The 17,958-nt window shown below is 72.7% G+C and carries 21 protein-coding genes; 7 read left to right on the top strand and 14 right to left on the bottom strand.

Going from position 1 to position 17,958, the window contains the following annotated elements; genetic code table 11:
- Nucleotides 1–219 precede the first annotated feature (219 nt).
- The 4 genes from AB0J24_RS10930 to AB0J24_RS10915 all read right to left on the bottom strand — a co-directional run bounded on the left by AB0J24_RS10930 (nucleotide 220) and on the right by AB0J24_RS10915 (nucleotide 3,641).
- Nucleotides 220–999 (bottom strand): IclR family transcriptional regulator, encoded by a 780-nt coding sequence (locus tag AB0J24_RS10930; protein ID WP_358678834.1) that lies wholly within the window; start codon nucleotides 997–999, stop codon nucleotides 220–222.
- A gap of 152 nt (nucleotides 1,000–1,151) precedes the next feature.
- Entirely contained in the window at nucleotides 1,152–1,553 is a 402-nt protein-coding gene (locus AB0J24_RS10925) for a hypothetical protein (protein WP_358678831.1), read from the bottom strand.
- A 203-nt stretch (nucleotides 1,554–1,756) separates the two neighbouring features.
- The gene (locus AB0J24_RS10920) at nucleotides 1,757–2,947 is read right to left on the bottom strand and encodes an ATP-binding cassette domain-containing protein (protein ID WP_358678829.1); all 1,191 of its coding nucleotides are present in this window, start codon (nucleotides 2,945–2,947) and stop codon (nucleotides 1,757–1,759) included.
- Nucleotides 2,948–3,200: 253 nt separating this feature from the next.
- On the bottom strand, nucleotides 3,201–3,641 hold the full coding sequence (locus tag AB0J24_RS10915; RefSeq protein WP_358678826.1) for an NUDIX domain-containing protein: 441 nt from the start codon (nucleotides 3,639–3,641) through the stop codon (nucleotides 3,201–3,203).
- 37 nt (nucleotides 3,642–3,678) lie between these two features.
- Here AB0J24_RS10915 and AB0J24_RS10910 point away from each other — a divergent pair, with 37 nt between their 5' ends.
- The gene (locus tag AB0J24_RS10910; RefSeq protein WP_358678823.1) at nucleotides 3,679–4,026 is read left to right on the top strand and encodes a TraR/DksA C4-type zinc finger protein; all 348 of its coding nucleotides are present in this window, start codon (nucleotides 3,679–3,681) and stop codon (nucleotides 4,024–4,026) included.
- A gap of 71 nt (nucleotides 4,027–4,097) precedes the next feature.
- A complete protein-coding gene (locus AB0J24_RS10905; RefSeq protein WP_358678820.1) occupies nucleotides 4,098–6,179 on the top strand; it encodes a transglycosylase domain-containing protein in 2,082 nt (693 codons plus the stop codon).
- Between the two features lie 282 nt (nucleotides 6,180–6,461).
- Here the strand turns inward: AB0J24_RS10905 and AB0J24_RS10900 are convergent, their stop codons facing one another.
- The 5 genes from AB0J24_RS10900 to AB0J24_RS10880 all read right to left on the bottom strand — a co-directional run bounded on the left by AB0J24_RS10900 (nucleotide 6,462) and on the right by AB0J24_RS10880 (nucleotide 10,087).
- Nucleotides 6,462–6,692 carry a hypothetical protein gene (locus tag AB0J24_RS10900; protein WP_358678817.1) on the bottom strand — a complete coding sequence of 77 codons (231 nt, stop codon included), beginning with the start codon at nucleotides 6,690–6,692 and terminating at the stop codon, nucleotides 6,462–6,464.
- Nucleotides 6,689–8,086: a HAMP domain-containing sensor histidine kinase gene (locus tag AB0J24_RS10895; protein WP_358678814.1), complete on the bottom strand. Its 1,398-nt coding sequence runs from the start codon at nucleotides 8,084–8,086 to the stop codon at nucleotides 6,689–6,691. Before AB0J24_RS10895 ends, AB0J24_RS10900 begins: the two co-directional genes overlap by 4 nt.
- Nucleotides 8,083–8,859: a response regulator transcription factor gene (locus tag AB0J24_RS10890; RefSeq protein ID WP_358678811.1), complete on the bottom strand. Its 777-nt coding sequence runs from the start codon at nucleotides 8,857–8,859 to the stop codon at nucleotides 8,083–8,085. Before AB0J24_RS10890 ends, AB0J24_RS10895 begins: the two co-directional genes overlap by 4 nt.
- A gap of 112 nt (nucleotides 8,860–8,971) precedes the next feature.
- Nucleotides 8,972–9,196: a hypothetical protein gene (locus AB0J24_RS10885; protein ID WP_358678808.1), complete on the bottom strand. Its 225-nt coding sequence runs from the start codon at nucleotides 9,194–9,196 to the stop codon at nucleotides 8,972–8,974.
- 42 nt (nucleotides 9,197–9,238) lie between these two features.
- A complete protein-coding gene (locus tag AB0J24_RS10880; protein ID WP_358678805.1) occupies nucleotides 9,239–10,087 on the bottom strand; it encodes a nicotianamine synthase family protein in 849 nt (282 codons plus the stop codon).
- Nucleotides 10,088–10,252: 165 nt separating this feature from the next.
- On the opposite strand from AB0J24_RS10880, the gene AB0J24_RS10875 reads away from it, so the two are divergent.
- Nucleotides 10,253–10,582 (top strand): SMR family transporter, encoded by a 330-nt coding sequence (locus tag AB0J24_RS10875; RefSeq protein ID WP_358678802.1) that lies wholly within the window; start codon nucleotides 10,253–10,255, stop codon nucleotides 10,580–10,582.
- Complete coding sequence (locus tag AB0J24_RS10870) at nucleotides 10,575–11,090, top strand: TetR family transcriptional regulator (protein WP_358678799.1); 516 nt, start codon at nucleotides 10,575–10,577, stop codon at nucleotides 11,088–11,090. Before AB0J24_RS10875 ends, AB0J24_RS10870 begins: the two co-directional genes overlap by 8 nt.
- Nucleotides 11,091–11,094: 4 nt before the next feature.
- Here AB0J24_RS10870 and AB0J24_RS10865 read toward each other — a convergent pair whose 3' ends face one another.
- The gene (locus AB0J24_RS10865; protein ID WP_358678796.1) at nucleotides 11,095–11,601 is read right to left on the bottom strand and encodes a TIGR02611 family protein; all 507 of its coding nucleotides are present in this window, start codon (nucleotides 11,599–11,601) and stop codon (nucleotides 11,095–11,097) included.
- 61 nt (nucleotides 11,602–11,662) lie between these two features.
- On the opposite strand from AB0J24_RS10865, the gene AB0J24_RS10860 reads away from it, so the two are divergent.
- Nucleotides 11,663–12,373: a metal-dependent transcriptional regulator gene (locus AB0J24_RS10860; protein WP_358678793.1), complete on the top strand. Its 711-nt coding sequence runs from the start codon at nucleotides 11,663–11,665 to the stop codon at nucleotides 12,371–12,373.
- A 72-nt stretch (nucleotides 12,374–12,445) separates the two neighbouring features.
- Here AB0J24_RS10860 and AB0J24_RS10855 read toward each other — a convergent pair whose 3' ends face one another.
- On the bottom strand, nucleotides 12,446–14,188 hold the full coding sequence (locus AB0J24_RS10855; RefSeq protein ID WP_358678790.1) for a BCCT family transporter: 1,743 nt from the start codon (nucleotides 14,186–14,188) through the stop codon (nucleotides 12,446–12,448).
- A gap of 196 nt (nucleotides 14,189–14,384) precedes the next feature.
- On the opposite strand from AB0J24_RS10855, the gene AB0J24_RS10850 reads away from it, so the two are divergent.
- Entirely contained in the window at nucleotides 14,385–14,708 is a 324-nt protein-coding gene (locus tag AB0J24_RS10850) for a DUF3040 domain-containing protein (RefSeq protein WP_358678787.1), read from the top strand.
- Between the two features lie 114 nt (nucleotides 14,709–14,822).
- Here AB0J24_RS10850 and AB0J24_RS10845 read toward each other — a convergent pair whose 3' ends face one another.
- From AB0J24_RS10845 to AB0J24_RS10835, 3 genes are all read right to left on the bottom strand, one after another.
- Entirely contained in the window at nucleotides 14,823–15,368 is a 546-nt protein-coding gene (locus AB0J24_RS10845) for a DNA starvation/stationary phase protection protein (RefSeq protein ID WP_358678784.1), read from the bottom strand.
- Nucleotides 15,369–15,414: 46 nt separating this feature from the next.
- A complete protein-coding gene (locus AB0J24_RS10840; protein WP_358678781.1) occupies nucleotides 15,415–15,564 on the bottom strand; it encodes a hypothetical protein in 150 nt (49 codons plus the stop codon).
- Nucleotides 15,565–15,791: 227 nt separating this feature from the next.
- Nucleotides 15,792–16,466: a DUF4383 domain-containing protein gene (locus AB0J24_RS10835; protein ID WP_358678779.1), complete on the bottom strand. Its 675-nt coding sequence runs from the start codon at nucleotides 16,464–16,466 to the stop codon at nucleotides 15,792–15,794.
- A 166-nt stretch (nucleotides 16,467–16,632) separates the two neighbouring features.
- Between AB0J24_RS10835 and AB0J24_RS10830 the strand changes: the two genes are divergently transcribed.
- Entirely contained in the window at nucleotides 16,633–17,154 is a 522-nt protein-coding gene (locus tag AB0J24_RS10830) for a CvpA family protein (protein WP_358678776.1), read from the top strand.
- The last annotated feature ends 804 nt before the right edge of the window (nucleotides 17,155–17,958 follow it).

Raw genomic sequence — 17,958 nt, 5'->3', positions numbered from 1 at the left:
CGCTCGACCGGAGGGCACTCCGGCCGAGCGGGTTCCGGGGTGGGGGAACCCCGGAACCGGCGGCGTCACCGCGGTCGTCGAGCCGGTCCGGTGACGCCGTCGGCGACCGTACGAGCAGAAGCGGTGCTGCCGCCGCGACGTGAGCAGGCGCTTTCCCCGGTGCGGAAATCGGTGACCGGCCGCGGTCGAGTGGCGCCGGTCGGCGCCGGGATCGGGCGATCAGGGCTTGCCCAGGCTCCAGCTCCGCTCCTCGGGGAGAGCGGCGAGCACGGCGCCCGCGGTGTCCCGCAGCAGTGACGCCAGATAGGGCAGATCGGCCTCGGGGATGCGGTGCTGCGGGCCGCCGACGACCAGGGCGGTCTGGTCGGTGACGGCCAGGCCGACGCCACGCACGTCGGGTTCGGACTCACCGTCGGTGATGGCGTAGCCGCGCTGCCGGACCAGGTGCAGGTCCGACAGCAGCGCTGAGACCTCGGTGATCGTGCGGTCGGTCATCCGGCGCAGCGGGCGCCCGGTGTAGAGGTGGCTGATCGTGTCGTCGGCGTAACGGGCCAGCAGCGCCTTGCCGCCGGACGTAGCGTGCGCGGGCATGGTCATGCCGAGCCGGGTGGTGACCCGGGTGGACCGGTCGCTCTCCCCGCTGGCGACGAACTCGACGCTGCGCCCGACGAGCTGCACCAGGTGCGCGGTCTCGCCACAGGTGCGGGCCAGCTCCCGCAGGTGTGGCAGTACGTCGTCGGGGACCCGGGGTGCGGCGAACGCGGTGGCCAGCTCGGCGAGAGCGGGACCCGCCCGGTAGAGCTTCGAACCGGTGACCCGGGCCAGCATCCCCGTGTGCTCCAGGCTGCTCAGGAGCCGGTGGGTGGACCCGAGCGCCAGATCCAGCTCCGAGCTGACCTCGGAGAGCCGCACCACGCCGCGCTCCGCGACCAACCGCAGCACCTGCACCGCGCGGTCGACACCGCGCAGCGCGGTGCCTCCCTGGCGGGGCTCGGCCATCGCTGGTCCTCCGGCTCCGATCGTCGGGGGCTGTGCGGTCGCTCGAAGAGGTCGGTGTCGTGACGGTCGGAGTGGTCGAGGTGGGTGTCGTGGAGGTCGGTGTGGTCGAGGTGAGTGTCGTCCGGGGGCGCCCCCGGGATCCATCGGGTCCCTCAGCCGGATGACGATCCGGCCCGATGGGGCAGGAGGGCACATCGGGCGCCGGACCATCCGCGGCAGCGGACCCGGTCGTGCGGGTCGGCCGGGTTCCCCCCGCGGCGACGGCGTCGGCGGGAGATCACCGGACCGTGCGGCGGATGGATGATCAGGTTCCCCTGACCGGCGAGCAGGCAGGCACCGGTGGCACCTGCACAGGGACGCGACCGCTTCCCCTGCACCAGGTGGAGTGCCCGCGATCCGCTGCGGCGGACGGCGGCGCTGCTGCGCCGGACGAGGCTGCCGACCGCCGCGGTGACGACGAACAGGCGGCCCGCGATGTGGGGCACGCCCCGCTCGTCGTGCCAGTAGGTGTCGCGGAGGCGGTCGGTGTCGGCGGGTTCGTCCGCCCAGCCCATGTTCATGCGGTGCGCCCGGTGCGCCCGGTGCGCAGGCGGTTCGAGTCCAGCTCCATGGCGATCCTTCCGGAGTCGGTCGTGGCGTGCGACCCCGGAGGACCGGACAGGGAGCGCACGCGATGGTTCACCCGCTCGTGTGACACCGCGATCCGGCGGTCCTCACGGCGGCCGTCCGTCGAAATCGGTGATCGGTCCGACACGGTTCAACCGCGGTGGGCGTGCACCGGGGTGCGTGCCGAGGTCATGACGTCGATCCGCCTGCCGTGCCGGTCGAAGGCGTGCAGCGCCTCGGCGCCGAAACCGACCGCCATCGGCCTGCCCACCGACGGGTGATCATGGGCGGGCAACGGCACCCGGAACGTCGCCCGCCGCGCGGGCCGGTCAAGCGGGGCGAGGATCTCCTCGCGGTGCGGGTCGACACCACCGGCCCCGATGTCGAGCAGCGCGAAAGCACCGTCCGATCGGTGCTCGACGCCCCGCACGACGCCGCGGAGCACGACCCCGGACCCCCCGGGCGCCACCGCGTCCGGCCGGACGCCGAGCACGACGCGCTCCCCGTGGTAGTGCGCGATCGACCGGGACCGGAGGTCGCTCCAGGGCAGCCAGTGGTTCTGACGGCCGATCGTCAGTACGACGTGACGGTCCTGCTGTGCGTGCACGCTCGCCTCGAGCAGGTTCATCGGCGGGTCGGCCATCGCGACGGCGCCGTGCACGGTGCCGGGCCGGGTGCCCAGCTCCCGCGGGGTTCCGAGATCCCGGAGCCGTCCGCCGTGCAGCACGGCGACCCGGTCGGCGAGCTCGTTCGCCTCCGCCGGGTGGGACGTCGCGTAGAGGATGGTCCGGCCCTCGGCACGGAACTGCCGGAGCACCTCCCGCAGGACGGACTCGGTCTCCTCGTCGACACCGGCCAGCGGCTCGTCGAGCAGCAGCAGCCGCGGGCGCCGGGCCAGCGCCGTCGCGAAGGCGACCCGCCTGCGCTGGCCGACCGACAGGTCGTCGAGCGGGTGCGGCAACAGCTCACCGACGTGCAGGCGCTCGGCGAGCTCGGCGATGTGACAGGTGCGGGTCCAGGTGCCGGCGCCCGCGATCTGCATCGGCCGGCCGATGTGCTCTGCCACGGTGCGCCCCCGCGCGGTGCCGGGTCGGGCGTCGACCAGGGCGGCGGGCCGGTTCCGGGCCCGGAACCGGGCGCACGCCGTCCCGTCGATCAGCACGGACCCGCTCATGGGGGGGAGCTCGCCCGAGGCGAGCCGCAGGACGGTGGACTTGCCACTGCGCGGGGGCCCGAGCAGGGCCAGCAGTTCGCCACCGCGCACCTGGAACGTCAGGTCGGCGACGGCGACCGTCCCGTTCGGGTATCGCGCACCCGCGCTGCGGAACGACAGTGTCGGCATGGGTGGTCCCGACCCCCGCTCTCGAATCTCGGTTCACCGGAGTACGAGTCCGGGAATCTAGGAGATTGACGATCGGGAGGGCGGCGATCTTTACCCGTCCTTAAGAGGAGAGCGGGTGCCCGACAGCTATTCACCACTGTGAGCGAGACCGGCCGAATTGACAAGCCCATTGATTAGTTGGGCCCCTGGAATGGTGCCTGCGGTGCCGGCCGCTGTCGATCCCGTCCCGCCGGACCGCCCTGCCGGACCGGCCCTACCGGACCAGCCGGTGCAGGTCCCAGCCCGCCAGCGCGGTGCCGGGGTGACGCCACGCGTGGCGCACGGCAGCGGTGTGGGTGAACAGCGGGCCGGGCAGCTCGTCCGGGTCGGCCCAGAGCCAGGCGTCGACGGCGTGCGGCTCGGTGACCGTGAGCTCGGCACCGGACGGCGCGGCGACGTGCACCGCGAACGTCACCCCGCTGCCCGCGGTCCGCACGCAGACCGCGAACGGCGAACCCCGCTCCGCGACGACACCGGTCTCCTCCGCCAGCTCGCGCAGCGCGGCACCCACCGGCGTCTCGCCACCCTCCAGGTGGCCGCCGGGGAACGACCAACTGGGGTGCTCACCCCTGGTCACCCGGTGGCCGATCGCGACCAGGCCGTCGGCACGCTCCAGCACGACACCGACACCGGACACCGGACGGGGCAGGTTCACGACGACGAATCTGCCAGGCCGGGGCACCCTGGTCGGCATGGACCCTGCAGCACTGGCGGTGGAACGCGCCCGGGTGGACGACCGGATCGCCTCGTTGCACCACGAGCTGGCCTCGCTCGCCGAGGAGCAGGCGCTCACCAGTCATGACGACGAACACGATCCGGAGGGCGTCACGATCGCGGTGCAGCGGGCGCAGCTGCAGGGCCTGCTCGCCGCCGCGGAACGGGACCGGGCCGAGCTCGCCGGCGCAGCCCGGCGGTTCGCCGACGGCAGTTACGGGGTCTGCACCGGATGCGGTGGCCCGATCGCGCCGGAACGGCTGGAGGCACTGCCCGCGGCCCGTACCTGCATCTCGTGCGCCACCCGCCGCGGAACCCGGCGCTGACCCGCGGATCGTCAGGCAACCGTCAGGACGGCCTCACCACCCCGTCACGATCTCCCGGGGAGCCTGGGGGCATGCCCGACTCCCCTCCTGCCGGTGACCGCGCACGATTCGTCCGTCGCAGGCTGGTGCAGGGGTTCGGAGCGAGTGTGCTCGCCGGGGTGCTGCTGGCCGGGATGCTCGCGCCGGTCGCCGTCGCGACGGTGGTCGCGACCGACGGGATCACCGGCGTCGCGGACCAGGCCGCGGGCGCCCGGCTCGGCGACGGGCGGATGGGCGCGACCTCGGTGCTGCTCGACGCCGCGGGTGAGCCGTTCGCGCACCTCTACGACCAGCACCGCGAGCCGGTCGGTGTGGACGGCATCGCGGACACGATGACCGCCGCGATCGTCGCCATCGAGGACCGCCGGTTCTACGAGCACGACGGCGTGGACTGGTACGGCATGGGCCGGGCGCTGATCAGCAACGCCGCGGGCGGATCACCGCTGGAGGGGCAGGGGGCCTCCACCCTGACCATGCAGTACGTCAAGAACTACCGGCTCAACGTGCTGGCGTCGACACCGGAGGAGGAGCGCGCCGCCATCGCGAACACCCCGGCGCGCAAGCTCACCGAGGTCCGGCTCGCGCACCAGGTCGAGGCGGCGCTGGACAAGGACGAGATCCTGGCCGGTTATCTCGACCTGATCTACTTCGGCCGCGGCGCCTACGGCGTCCAGACCGCGGCCCGCACCTGGTTCGGGACGACGGCCGACCGGCTCACCGTGCCGCAGGCGGCGCTGCTGGCCGGGATGATCCAGGCCCCTGAGCGGTTCGACCCGTTGACCAACCCGCAGGACGCGCAGAACCGCCGCGACACCGTGATCGCAGCGATGGTCGAGGTCGGGTCGATCACCCCGGCCCAGGCCGAGCAGGCCAGGGCGACCCCGCTCGAGGTCCGGTCGGACGCCGGCGTCCCGGCCCAGGGCTGCGCCAACGCCCGCGAGGGGACCGGGCACTTCTGCCAGGCCGTCGTGGAGACCCTCGACGGGGCGGGCATCGAGGCGGGCATGCTCCGCAACGGCGGATACACGATCCGCACCACCCTCGACCCGCGGGCGACCGACGAGGCGCTGACCGCGGTCCGCCGGACCGGTGGCGCCGAGCGGTCGTCGTCGGTCGCGAACGTCGCCGCGCTGGTGGAGCCGGGCACCGGACGGGTCGACGCACTGGTCTCCAGCAGCGAGTACGGCTTCGACGCCGACGCGGGCGAGACCGCCTACCCGCTGGCGACGCTCCCGCTGCACGGCGCCGGGTCGGTCTACAAGGTCTTCACCGCGGCGGCCGCGCTCGAGCGCGGGATCGTCACCCCGGACAGCATGCTCGACAACCCGGCGAGCTACACCTCACGGAACTTCCGCAACGGCACCGCGCCCTACACGGTCGCCAACTACGGCGACTCCAGCAGCGGCCCGCTGACGCTGCGCCAGGCACTCGCCAGCTCGCCGAACACACCGTTCATCGAGCTCACCGACCGGATCGGCTCGTTGCAGCCGATCGTCGACATGGCCTGGCGGCTGGGCCTGCGGCAGTCCCTCGAGGCACCCACCCGTGACGGCGGCACCGTCGGCGAGGCCGTGATCGCGCAGCGCCGGGCGTCGTTCACGCTGGGACCGGAGGGCACCAGCCCACTGGAGCTGGCCACCGTCGGCGCCACGATCGCCTCCGGTGGGGTGCACTGCACGCCGCAGTTCGTCGAGGCGGTGACCGACCGGGACGGCGCCGACGTCGCGCTGCCCGGTCCGCGTTGCGACCGGGTGATCGACGAGTCGGTCGCCCGCGACCTGGTGACCGCCCTGTCCGGGGACGCCACGTCCGGCACTGCGGCAGCCGCCGCGGCCGAGGTGGGCTGGAACGGGCCGGTGATCGCGAAGACCGGTACCACCCAGAACTACGCGTCGGCCGCCTTCATCGGTGCCACCGGTGACCGCGCCGGTTCGGTGATGACGCTCCCGACCGGGACACCGCGCCCGGTGTGCACCGGGCCGCTGCGGACCTGCGGGTCCGGCAACCTCACCGGCGGCGCGGTGCCGGCGCGGGCCTGGTTCGCGATGGTCTCCGCGCTCGACGGCGGCGGCGGGGGATCGACCCCGCTGCCCGGCACCGGGGCCGGGACCTGAGCGGACCGCTCCCGGGACCGGCGGCGACCGGCCCGGCGCGTCCGGCGGGTCCCGGATCCACCCGGGACGGCGACGGGCGGTGAGCCGTCGCCGTCCCCGGCCGCGGGGCGGGATCCCGGGAAGTACCCCGCGGTGGGTCCGACCGGCGCGGTCGTGCGCGGCTGCTCCCCAGAAGCCGCACGCTCCGCCGCCGATCGCCCGGTCCCGATTCTGCCTCCGGCGGGGCACGATCGGGGCGGGTGGAACCGATCGTCAGCCAACCGTCAGGGATTTCCGCCCTGGTCAGGGGCCGGTGGGCGGGAGTGACACGGCGGATGTCGGGGCGGGCGTCGCAGTGACCGCCGGCGCCGGGTCGTCGACCGGGAGATCGTCGGGCCGGACGCTGACCGTCGGCGCGGGCGAGGGGACATCGGTGGCCGGACCGTAGGGCTCCGGTTCGTCCTCCAGCGTCACCCCGCACCCGCCGAGCAGGATCACGATCCCGGCGGCGAGCACCGTCGCTGCACGTCTCATCCCGCCACCTCCGGAAGCTCCACGACGACCCGGGCGCCGCCGCCGGGCCGGTCCTCGATCCACACCGCGCCGTCGTGTCTGCGCACGTGCGCCGCGACCAACGACAGCCCGAGCCCGGTGCCGCCACCGTCTCCTCGGCTGCCCGCCCGCGCGCCGCGGGAGAACCGTTCGAACACCTCGGCGCGCTTCCCGGCCGGCACCCCTGGCCCGGCGTCGTCGACCTCGATCCGGCCGCGGCCGGACCGCGCCGACACCCCGACCCGGACGGCGCCCCCGCCGTGCGCCTCGGCATTGTCGAGCAGGTTGCCGAGGATCTGGTCGATCCGGCGCCGGTCCGCCCGGACGACCACCGGTTCCGGCACGTCGATCTCCGGGGGCGTCCCACCGCGGGCCGCGACGATCCCGCGGACCAGTTCGCCGAGCTCCCACGGCTCGCGTTCGAGGGTGTCGCTGCGGGAGATCTCCAGCAGGTCCAGCACCATCCGGCGGAACCGCTGGATGTCGCCGTCGAGCAGGTCCACCGCCTGCTGCGCCGTCGGGGGCAGCTCGGCGCGTCGCCGGCGCAGCACCGCGACCGCGTTCACCAGGGTGGTGAGCGGGGAGCGCAGCTCGTGGCTGACGTCGGCGGCGAACCGCGCGTCCCGGGCCACCCGCTGCTCGAGTGCGTCGGCGGTGCGGTTGAAGGTCGCGACCAGGGGGGCGAGCTCGGCGTCGGAGCTGCCCGGTAGCCGGGCGGTGAGATCACCGCCCGCGACCCGCCCGGCGGCCTCGGTCAGCTCGGTCAGCGGTTGCAGCGCGCGGCGCCCCGCCCAGTACCCGAGCCCGAGCCCGAGCACCGTGCTGACCGCGACGCCCACGATCAGCACCCCGCTCAGGAACCGCAGGTTGGCATCGAGCAGCTGCAGGGGGAAGACCTCGACGAACACCGTCTCACCGGGCATCGGCGCGGCGACGACCAGGCTGGGCATCCCCCCGACCAGCATCCGCTGCCGGGCGCCGATGCCGGACCTGGCCATGTCCAGCAGCGGTTTCGGCAGCTCCGCCATGTCGATCTCGCGGCCGCTGGTGATCCAGTTGCCCTCGTGCCGGAGGGCGACGGTGGTGTCCGGCGTACCGGCCAGGCCGGTGAGCAGCTCGTCCAGCCCGTCGGACTCCGGGCGTGCGTCGAGCACCCGCTCGACCAACCGGACGTTGACCTCCACCTGCCGGGTCGCGCCCTCCACCCGCTGTTCGACCAGGTAGTAGGACGCCAGGTTCCAGGTCACGGTGGCGAACAGGCCGGTCACCACCAGCGACACCAACGCGAACGCGGCGCCGATCCGGTGCCGCAGGGGCAGCCGGCGCAGCGGGAAGCGGTCCAGCACGGACCGGCGGGAGACGCCGGGAGGGCTCATCCGTGCCGACCGGGCACCGGCTCCGTGTCGGGAGCGGCCGGTCCGGGCCGCCGTTCGACCCGGCCCGCCTTGTAACCCGCTCCGCGCACGGTCAGCACGACGGTCGGCCGGTCCGGGTCCGTCTCGACCTTGCGCCGCAACCGGCGGACGTGCACGTCCAGCAGCCGGGTGTCGCCGTGGTACTCGTAACCCCATACCCGGGACAGCAGCTCGTCGCGGGTGACGATCCGGCCTGCTGCCGCGGCCAGCTCGGCGAGCAGCCGGAACTCGGTGCGGGTCAGGTGCACGGGCTCACCGCCGCGCAGGACGACGCCCTCGTCGGGCCGGAGCTCGACGTCACCGAGCAGCAGCCTGCGCGGCGTCGCGGGGGCAGGCCTGCGCCGCCGCAGCAGGGCCCGGATCCGTGCCGCGAGCTCGCCCGCGACTAGCGGTTTCGTCACGTAGTCGTCAGCGCCCGCCTCGAGCCCGGCGATGACATCGGCGGAGTCGGACCGCGCCGTCACCATGATGATCGGGAGGTCACCGGCGTCGCGCAGCCTGCGGCAGACGGTGAGCCCGTCGATGCCGGGCAGCATCAGGTCCAGCAGCACCAGGTCGATCTCCGGTGCGCCGGCCCTGGCGAGGGCCTCCTCGCCGGTGTGCACCGCGTCGACGTCGAAACCCTCGTCATCGAGCGCGAGGCCGAGCGCCTGCCCGATGCGCACGTCGTCGTCCACGATCAGCACCCGGGTCCGGGAACCGACTCCGCCCTGTGCCGCCTCGAGTTCGACCATGATGACCCCGATTCCACCCGATCGCCGGCGTGAGGTCGAACCACCGGGTCCACCCGCGACGATCGTCAGCTGATCGTAAGCAGTCCGTGGAACGCGTGCACCCCACGCAAGCTCAGCTGCCGCAGCGCCAGCAGCGCCGCGGCCCGGCGCCGCCCCCGCCGGAGGGCATGGCGCCGCACTCCGGGCAGAGCTGGTCCAGCCAGCACACCGGATCACCGGCGGTGTCGTCGCCGGCCGTGTCGTCGTCGGCCGTGTCGTCGTCGGCCGTGTCGTCACGGCCGTCGCCGACGTCTGCTCCCTCCGGGTCGGGGGGCGGCGCCGGTCGTGTTCCGGACATCCGGCCATCGGACCACCACCCGGCGCGGCCGTCCAGCCCGGCTCAGCGCGGCGCCCGCGCCACCAGGACGGAGTTGACGACGTCGGTGCGCGGATGCACCTCCAGCAGCACGTCCAGTCCGGGCAGGTCGGCCGGGCACACCTGCGGGTAGAGCAGGGTCCGCAGACCGGCCGCGGTACGGACGAGCACTGCCGTGTCCGGCCCCGCCGCGGCCGCCAACCGGGCGGTGATCGCGGCCTTGGCGGGAGCGTCGGCCCCCACCAGCGCTCCGAGCAGGACGAGATCGGCGCGCCGGATCTCGGTCGTCAGGTCGGTGGGCAGCACCGTCGACGACACGTCCGCGCAGAGGCTGCGGGTCCGGATCCGCACCGCTTCGGCCACCGAGGTGCCCGAGTCGAGCGCGGCCGGGTCGCGGTCGACGTGCAGGACCTCGGCACCGTGCCGCGCGGCGAGCACCAGCCCGGTCAACGGCAGCGGCCCGGATCCGAGCACGACCACCCGGCGCGGCGTCGCGTGCCCGACGGCGGTCAGCGCGGCGAGTTCGAGGCGGACGAGATCGAGGTAGTTGCCCAGGTAGGGGAACCGTTCGAGCTCGGCGCCCGGGTCGGCTGCGGTGGCGATCCGGCCGGCCCAGTAGTGCTCCATCAGTCCCTCACCGGACGAGCTGAGCCCGCGCAACCGGTCGATGTGGGGCGCCACCCGTTCCAGCACCGTCGCGGTGCACCCGGTCGGCGGATGACAGCAGAGCTGCACCAGCTCGCCGAAGGCGGCGTCCACCCGCGGGCACGGACGCAGGTCGGTGTCCTCCAGCTCCTCGCACAGCGCCACCAGCCGCTCGGCGGTCCGTTCGGCGATGCCGGCGGCCTCCCGGGGAGCGCGGGGCGCAGGCACGCCGACAGCAGTGATTGCTTGGCACCTCTGCGTAGTCACGATTCTTCACAGTAACGAATGACAATCGTTATGCCTGTCGTTCGACCGGATGGACGAGAAACCTGAGCGAACGCTCCAGAATCTGGTTACCGTTGATCCCGGACACCGTCGAACAGGGAGAGACGCATGTGGGGATGGCTCGCGCTCGCGATCGGGGCCGAGGTGACGGCCACCATGTCGCTGAGGGCCTCGCAGGGTTTCAGCCGGCTCCTGCCGTCGCTGGTCACCGTCGCGGGCTACGGGGTGGCGTTCTGGGCGCTGGCCCAGGCGCTCACCCGGGGGATGGCGCTCGGCATGGCCTACGGCATCTGGGCAGCGGCCGGGGTCGCGATCGTCGCGGTACTGGGCGTGCTCTTCCTCGGTGAATCGCTCACCTGGGTGCAGGTCGGCGGGATCCTGTTGATCATCGGTGGGGTGCTCGCGCTGGAGCTGGGCGGATCCACCGCACATGCCTGAGCATGCCGACGGCCGACGGCGCAAGGGAGAGCGCCGTCGTCGCGCGCTGCTCGACGCGACGCTGCGGCTGGTGGGCGAGCACGGGGCGGCGGCGCTCACCCAGCGTTCGGTCGCCGCGGAGGCGGGGGTCCCGCCGAGCGCGGTGCTGTACTACTTCAGCTCCGTCGACGAGCTGCTGGTGGCGGCTCTGACCACGGTCAACGATCGGTACGTCGACCGGCTGGCCGGTGTGGGCACCGTCGCCGAGCTGGTCGATGTGCTCGACGAGTGGAGCCGCAGCGACCGGTCCCTCACGGTCGCGGAGTACGAGCTGCTGCTGCTCGCCGTCCGCCGCCCGGACCTGGCACCGCAACTGCGCCGGTGGGACGACGCGTTGGAGGCCACCGCCCGCCGGTTGCTCCCCGCCGCCCCGGAACGGCGCCCGTTGCTGGTGGCCTGCGTGAACGGGCTCTGCCTCGCCGCCGTCCTGGGCTCACCCGCCGACCCCGCGGTGCTCCGGCGGATCTGACGGCTCAGGCGAACGGTTCCAGCGGCGAGTCCAGCCAGCCCGCGTCGACCCCGAGCCAGTCACTGACCAGCCCGAACACGTCGAGCAGCCACAGCGTGGCCAGCACCACGGCGCCGGTCGCGGCCAGCAGCAGCAGCCGCACGACGATGTGTTGCTGCTTCTGCCACTCGTTCCACCGGTCGTAGTGCCGACGGGCGAAGTGCAGCACCCGCCGTGCCCCCTCGAACTCCGAAGCCAGCACCGCCAGCCCGGTGAACACGACCAGCCAGCCGGGGCCGGGGTAGGGGATCAGGATGATGCCGACGATCACGATCAGCGTGCCGAGCACACCGATGCTCCACCGCCAGCAGCGGTCCACCATCGGCCGGTGCCGCAGGCCGTCGCGGAAGCCGCGGTAGCGGGTCTGCGCGTCGTGGTAGCGGGTCCGCCAGCCGCGGGCCGGCGGGTCCGCGGACGGGTGTGCGGGAGAGCCGTGGTCGGGTGCGCTGCCCGAGGGCCGACCGTCGCTCATGGTCTGCATGGTTCCAGATGGCCGCACCCGGATCCCGCCGTGGGCGGATACCGTGGTCGCCATGAACACGGTTCCCACCGGCGAGCGCCACTCGGAGTCCGTGGAGAACTACCTGAAGACCATCTTCCTGCTGGGGGAGCGGTGGGAGGGTTCGGTGGGCATCTCCGCGCTGGCCGAGCGGCTGCAGGTGTCCTCGCCGTCGGCGTCGGGGATGGTCCGCAAGCTGGTCGAGACCGGCCTCGTCGATCATGCCCGGTACGCCGGGATCACCCTCACCCCGGCGGGGCGGGCGTCCGCGCTGGCCGTCGTCCGGCGGCACCGGCTGATCGAGATGTTCCTGGTGACGGAGCTGGGTCTGGCCTGGGACGAGGTGCACGAGGAGGCCGAGGCGCTGGAGCACGCCGTGTCCGACCGGCTGCTGGACCGGATCGACGACCGGCTCGGGCATCCCCGGTTCGATCCGCACGGTGACCCGATCCCCGGACGGGACGGCGAGCTGCCCGAGGTGCTGGCCCGCCGGCTGCCGGAGCTGCGTTTCGGCGAGGGCGGTGAGCTGGTCCGGGTGGACGACACCGAGCCCGAGGTGTTGCGTTTCCTCGACGCGCACGACGTCCGCCTCGGTGACCGGGTGGTCCTCGTCACCCGCAAGCCGTTCGACGGCCCGTTCGTGGTGCGCCTGTGCCGCCTCGGTGATGCGCGGGAGGACACCGACGAGGAGTGGGGCCCGTCGCTGGCGCGGGCGCTGTGGGTCGGGGCGGGCGCCCCGGGCTGATCACCCAGGGCTCTCCCGCCCCCGGCACACGACCCGCGAAAGGGCCGGGGAACGCCGGCCGGCTCCCTCGGGTCAGTTCCGGTCGTCGCCGGGACCGGGTGTCCGCCCGGGGTCGTCCACCCCGTTCGACGGCGACGTCGCGAACTCGGCGACCGCGGTCTCGCGCATCAGCGGATCGGACTCCGCCTGCTGCGCGGCCGGCCGCCCGTCCTCACCCGGGGCGACCCGGGTGGTGCTGTGGCGCAGCGAGTCGAGCGGTGAGGGCTCCGGCGGTAGCGCCACGACGAACTTCTCGTCACGCAGCGCCGTGGACAACCCGACCGCCATCATGATCAGCACGATGCCCAGCGGGAGCCCGGCCACGATCGCCGCGGTCTGCAGCGCGGACAGCGCGTCCGCCCCGGACGCAGCGCCCGCGGCGAGGAGCACCGCGGCGATCACGCCCTCCAGCACCGCCCAGAACAACCGCTGCTGCCAGCGCGGATGCGGATCACCGCCGTTGGTGAGCATGTCGACGACGAGCGACCCGGAGTCGGACGAGGTCGCGAAGAAGAGCACCACCACGAACACCGTCAGGATCGACGCGAGTGTGATCAGGATCTGGCTGACCGGCAGCTGGTCCAGCAGCACGTAGATCGCGGTCTCCGCGCTCGCGGTCGCCAGCGGGTGGTCCGGGTCGGCCTGCACGAGATCCAGGGCACTGTTGCCGAACACGGTCAGCCACACCATGGAGGCTCCGACCGGGGCGAACAGGCAGCCGGCCACGAACTGCCGGATGGTGCGACCGTAGGAGATGCGGGCCAGGAACATCCCGACGAACGGCGACCAGGAGATCCACCAGCCCCAGTAGAAGAGGGTCCAGGCGCTCTGCCACTCGGCGGCGGAACCGTTGCCTCCGTCCGGGAACGTCTGGAAGCTCAGGCTCGGGATCTCCTGGATGTAGCTGCCCATGTTCGCGGCGAGGCTGTTGAGCAGATCGCGGGTCGGTCCGAAGAAGAACACGAACAGCATGAGCGCCAACGCGAACCAGAGGTTCAACAGCGCCAGCCGCCGGATCCCCCGGTCGAGGCCGAGCATCAGCGAGGTGATCGCGATCGCGGTGATCCCCAGGATCAGCAACACCTGCAGGAACGTCGTGTTCTCCCAGCCGAACAGCACGTCCAGCCCGGCGCCGACCTGCTGGGCGCCGATGCCGAGCGAGGTGGCCAGGCCGAACAGCGTCCCGAACACGGCGAGCACGTCGACCAGGTAACCGGGCCAGCCGTTGACCCGATCCTTGAGCAGCGGGTAGAGCGCCGATGCCGGGCGCAGCGGCAGGCCACGGCGGAACGCGAAATAACCCAGCGACAGGCCGAGCACGATGTAGATCGCCCACGGGTGCAGGCCCCAGTGGAAGAACGTGTAGAGCATCGAGTCACGGGCGGCCTCCGGTGAACCCGCCTCACCGGTCGGCGGCGCCGTGAAGTGCGAGATGGGTTCCGAGACCGCATAGAACACCAGGCCTATACCCATGCCTGCGGTGAACAGCATCGCGAACCACGAGGTGTTCCCGTACTCCGGGACCGAGTCCGACGGCCCGATCTTGACCCGGCCGTAGCGGGACATCATGAGGATCACGACGAAGATGAGGAACCCGGTGGCCGAGAAGATGTACAGCCAGCCGAGTGTGTCGGTGATCCAGGTGTTGACGGCCATCGCGACCTCGCCGAGAGATGCCGGCGAGATCACACCCCACATCACGAACGCGACGGCAAGCGCAGCCGAGCTGATGAAGACGGGAGGACTGGTGTGCTCCCGGAGATATCGAACAATCAACTCGTTCTCCCCCAGATCACTCGGAACGGTGCGGCGCGTCGGCGGTCACGATTCAGACCTATGCGCCATATCGCAGGCACTGTAGGTCCACTCGGAGCATCCGCACAGCGCGGGGCGCGTCCGGGTGGCCGGTACCACGGTCGCGACATACGCTGTGGATCGATGACGTCCGCGCCGGACCCGCACGAGGAGTACCGTGCCCGAGGACAGTTCCTCCCGCCCGCTGGACCAGCGTGAGCTGCGCGTCCTTGCCGACATCTCGTCGGCGACGCTGCGCGAGGACCCGGGCCTGGTGCGTCGCTTGCACGGCGTGGAGGGTCAGGTCCATCCGCCGGTGGCACGGACCGGGACGCCGCTGGCGTGGCCGCTGGTTCTCGCGGTGATGGGAGTGGCGGTGCTCTACGCCCTCGTGATCGTCGCGCTCCCGCCGGTGCTGGCCCTGGCCGTGGTGCTCGGTGTGCAGCTGGTGCTCGTTCCGGCCGGTTGCCTGTTCTGGGCGCGCCGGCGCGGCGAGCTCTGACCCGGACACGCGAACGGGCCCGGCCCCGCGAGATGCGGGGCCGGGCCCGGTTCCTGCTGGACCGTCCGGGGAAGCTGTGCCCTCGTCGAGGTCCGGCCTGCCGGCTCGGGCCGGTCAGCGAGCGGCGTCGGCGGCACCCGTCTCGGTGCCGGCGGTCTGCGAGCGCAGTGAACCGTCCGAGCTCTCCAGGTGCGCGCGCACGAACCACTGGAACTGCTCCAGCTCACCGGCCTGTGCGATCAGCATGTCCTGGGTGACCGGGTCGAGGGTCTCCAGCTTCTCGATCTGCGTGCGGTGGTCGGTGATGACCCCGGTGTAGACCAGATCAAGCGCACCGAGATGCGCGATCGCCTCGTCCCGGCCGATCGAGTAGTCGTCCCAGCTGCGCTCGCGCACCAGTGCACCGGGTGTGCCGTCGGGCGACCCGCCGAGGGTGGCGATCCGCTCTGCGACGTCATCGACCATGCCCCGGACGCTGTCGACCTGCGGGTCCAGCATCTCGTGCACCGCGATGAAGTTCGGGCCCACCACGTTCCAGTGCACGTGCTTGAGGGTCAGCTGAAGGTCGTTGAGCGCGTGCAGGCGGTTCTGCAGCAGCGCGACGACCTGCTCGGCGTCGCCCCGCTCGAGGCCGGGAACGGTGTAGCGGATGGTGGCCATGGTGATTCGCTGTCCTTTCGTGCGGTGGTCGCGTTCGAGGGCGGTGCTAGGACGCCGCGGGACGCGTGTCGTCCGGTTCCACCGGTTGTTCGGCGAGGTGCACGCCGTCGGCGTCCGGGGTCTCGTCGACGGGTGTGTCGCTCTGCTCCGTCGGGACCGGTCCGGTCTCGACGCGGGTCGCGTCGTGCGTCCTCATGGGGGCTGGGTACCCGATCGGCACGGCTTCATGTACGTCATGCCGGTCCTGGTTCCGGGTCTTTCGGGTGTGGTGCCACGGACGGCGCACCGGCCACGCGACGCGCCGGCCCGCACAGGGGTACCGGCACCGCACCCGAGGTCGCGCTGCACCCCCAGCCGACGCTGCCCGACCCTGTCCGCCTGTCCGCCCTGACGGTTGACGCACCGGGGTGTCGTCGCCCGCGGTCATGTGGGTGTGGTTCCCCGATCGGTGAGTTCGCGCCAGGCCCGGCGCCGCTCGGCGAGATCGCGGATCGAGTCGACCTCGGCGAGCATGCGACGCTGCTCGTCGGTGCCGGCGCCGGAGGCCACGAGCCGTTCGGTGTCGGCGAGCGAGCGGGCGGCCTCGATGTCCTCCTCGCCGTGCGGGAGCCGCTGGTCGCGATCCTCGTCGCCCTCGGCGTCCACGGGATGGTGCTGCTCGTCGGCGTACGGGTTGTCGGAGGGGAGCCGGCCGGTGAACCGTCCGTAACCACCGAGGGTGAGCAGCACCAGCCCGACGACCAGGCTGAACACCACGTTCGGCATGCGGAACGACAGGACGTTGTACGGCGTCCCGATCAGCAGGACGTTCAGCACGCCGGACAGCAGGAACAGGGCTCCGACGGCGACGCTGACGGTGGAGGCGATCCGGCCGCCGCGCGCCGCTGCCGCGACCAGGACCGTGCCGACCACCAGCGAGACCGCGGACAGCAGGTTGTTGGTGGTCATGCCGAACAGCGGTGCACCTGTGGTGGAGAAGAAGTCGAGGTTGTCGGTGATGCCGAGCCCCCCGAACACCCAGAGGGTGACACCGATCAGTGCGCAGCTGGCGCGGTGCAGACCGTTCAGCACGCGCGTGTCGGACCCGAGCGATCCCATGTCGTCCTCCATTGCTGGCCGGCGGGGGTCTCCGCCTAACCCCTCATCCGGCCCGGCAAACCCGCGAGCCGAACGCTGCCGGCGGGGCCGGCTCAGCTCGTTCTCAGCTCTGTCGAGGCACCGTCGGCGGGGTACGGCGGTGCGGACGCCCGCCGGGGGAGGACACATGACGCTGCTCGACGTGCTCGTGCTCATCGTGGTGCTCGCCGCCGCGGTCGGCGGCTTCGGCAGGCTGGGCGGCGTGGCGCGGGCCGGGAGCCTGCTCGGCCTCGTCGTCGGCGCGGGCGTTGGCGCCGCCTGGGGCTCGCGACTCGCGGGGTTCGGTGAGACCCCGGGTTCGGCCTGGTTGTGGGGTCTGCTCGGCATTCTCGGCGGCCTGCTGCTCGGTTCACTGGTCGGGAGGTTCCTCGGCGGCCTGGTCAGCAGGCTGCTCACCGGGGCCCGGTTGTCCGTCCTGGACCGGGCCGTGGGCGCCGCCACCGGCGGCATCGCCGCACTGCTCGTGATGTGGCTGGTGTCCTGGGTCGTCCCGGCCCTGGTGGATCCGGCCGCACTCGCCCCGGTGACCTCACTGGTGGATGCGTTGGGCGGTGAGAGCCGGATCCTCGGCTCGGTCGGCGAGGTGCTCCCGGCGACGACGTCGGCCGTGCGTGACGCGGTGGACGCGGCCCGGCCGCCGGCCGGCTGAGCCGGTGCCGGGAGTGCTCCCCGTCGGATCGCGACGCGCATTCGCCCCCGACGCGCTGCAGGATCCGACGAGGAGCACTCGTCGGGTCAACGCGCCGGACCCCGACGCGGATACCCCCCTGATGCGGTGACGGCCACGACGTCCGGACACCCACTGCGACGGAGGCCCGGTGAACACGGGTCGAGGGCCGGACGACTCACTCGCGCGTGCCGCCCGGCGGTCGCACGGGATGCGCTGCGCCCGGGTGATGCGGGAGGGGGGCGAGGGTCCCGGGGCACGGGCACCGGGGCACCGGGGCACCGGGGGCTGGGGCACTGCGGGGCGCGGAGGTGCGGAGGCGGCGGGGAGGCGCTGGCAGTGCAGTGCAGCGCCGACCGTGCGGGGGTGAGGCACAGCCAGCGGCCGTCCGTCGGTGGCGGGACCGCCCGGGGCCGTGTGGTGTTCGGTCGCGCAACGGACCTGGTCAGCAGCCTGAACAGGCAGGTGCGGCGACGGTCCGACCACCGAGAACACCACGAGGGCGCGGCCCGAACACCCAGAAGTGCTCGGCGTCACACCGGCAGTGTTTCGGGCGAAACCGTATGCGATCCTTGATCGATAAGTGGCGGCGCGCCACCCGCACCCCTGGTGACCTGCGATGACTCCTCCTGTTCGCCGGAGGTACCCCCCGGTTTGACCATGCCGGACACCGTGGCGTAACTTAGTTCTCGTCAGCGAGTGAGCCGGACAGAACGGGCCTTGGTTGCCCGGTCAACAGGCCCCGTTGGCTGGTGGCCCCCCGGGTGGATGTCCGATGTTGTCGGG

The sequence above is a fragment of the Pseudonocardia sp. NPDC049635 genome (genome assembly GCF_040659795.1).
GTDB lineage: Bacteria > Actinomycetota > Actinomycetes > Mycobacteriales > Pseudonocardiaceae > Pseudonocardia.
The sequence above is the reverse complement of the archived record's forward strand: the minus strand, read 5'-3'. Positions and strand labels throughout refer to the sequence as shown.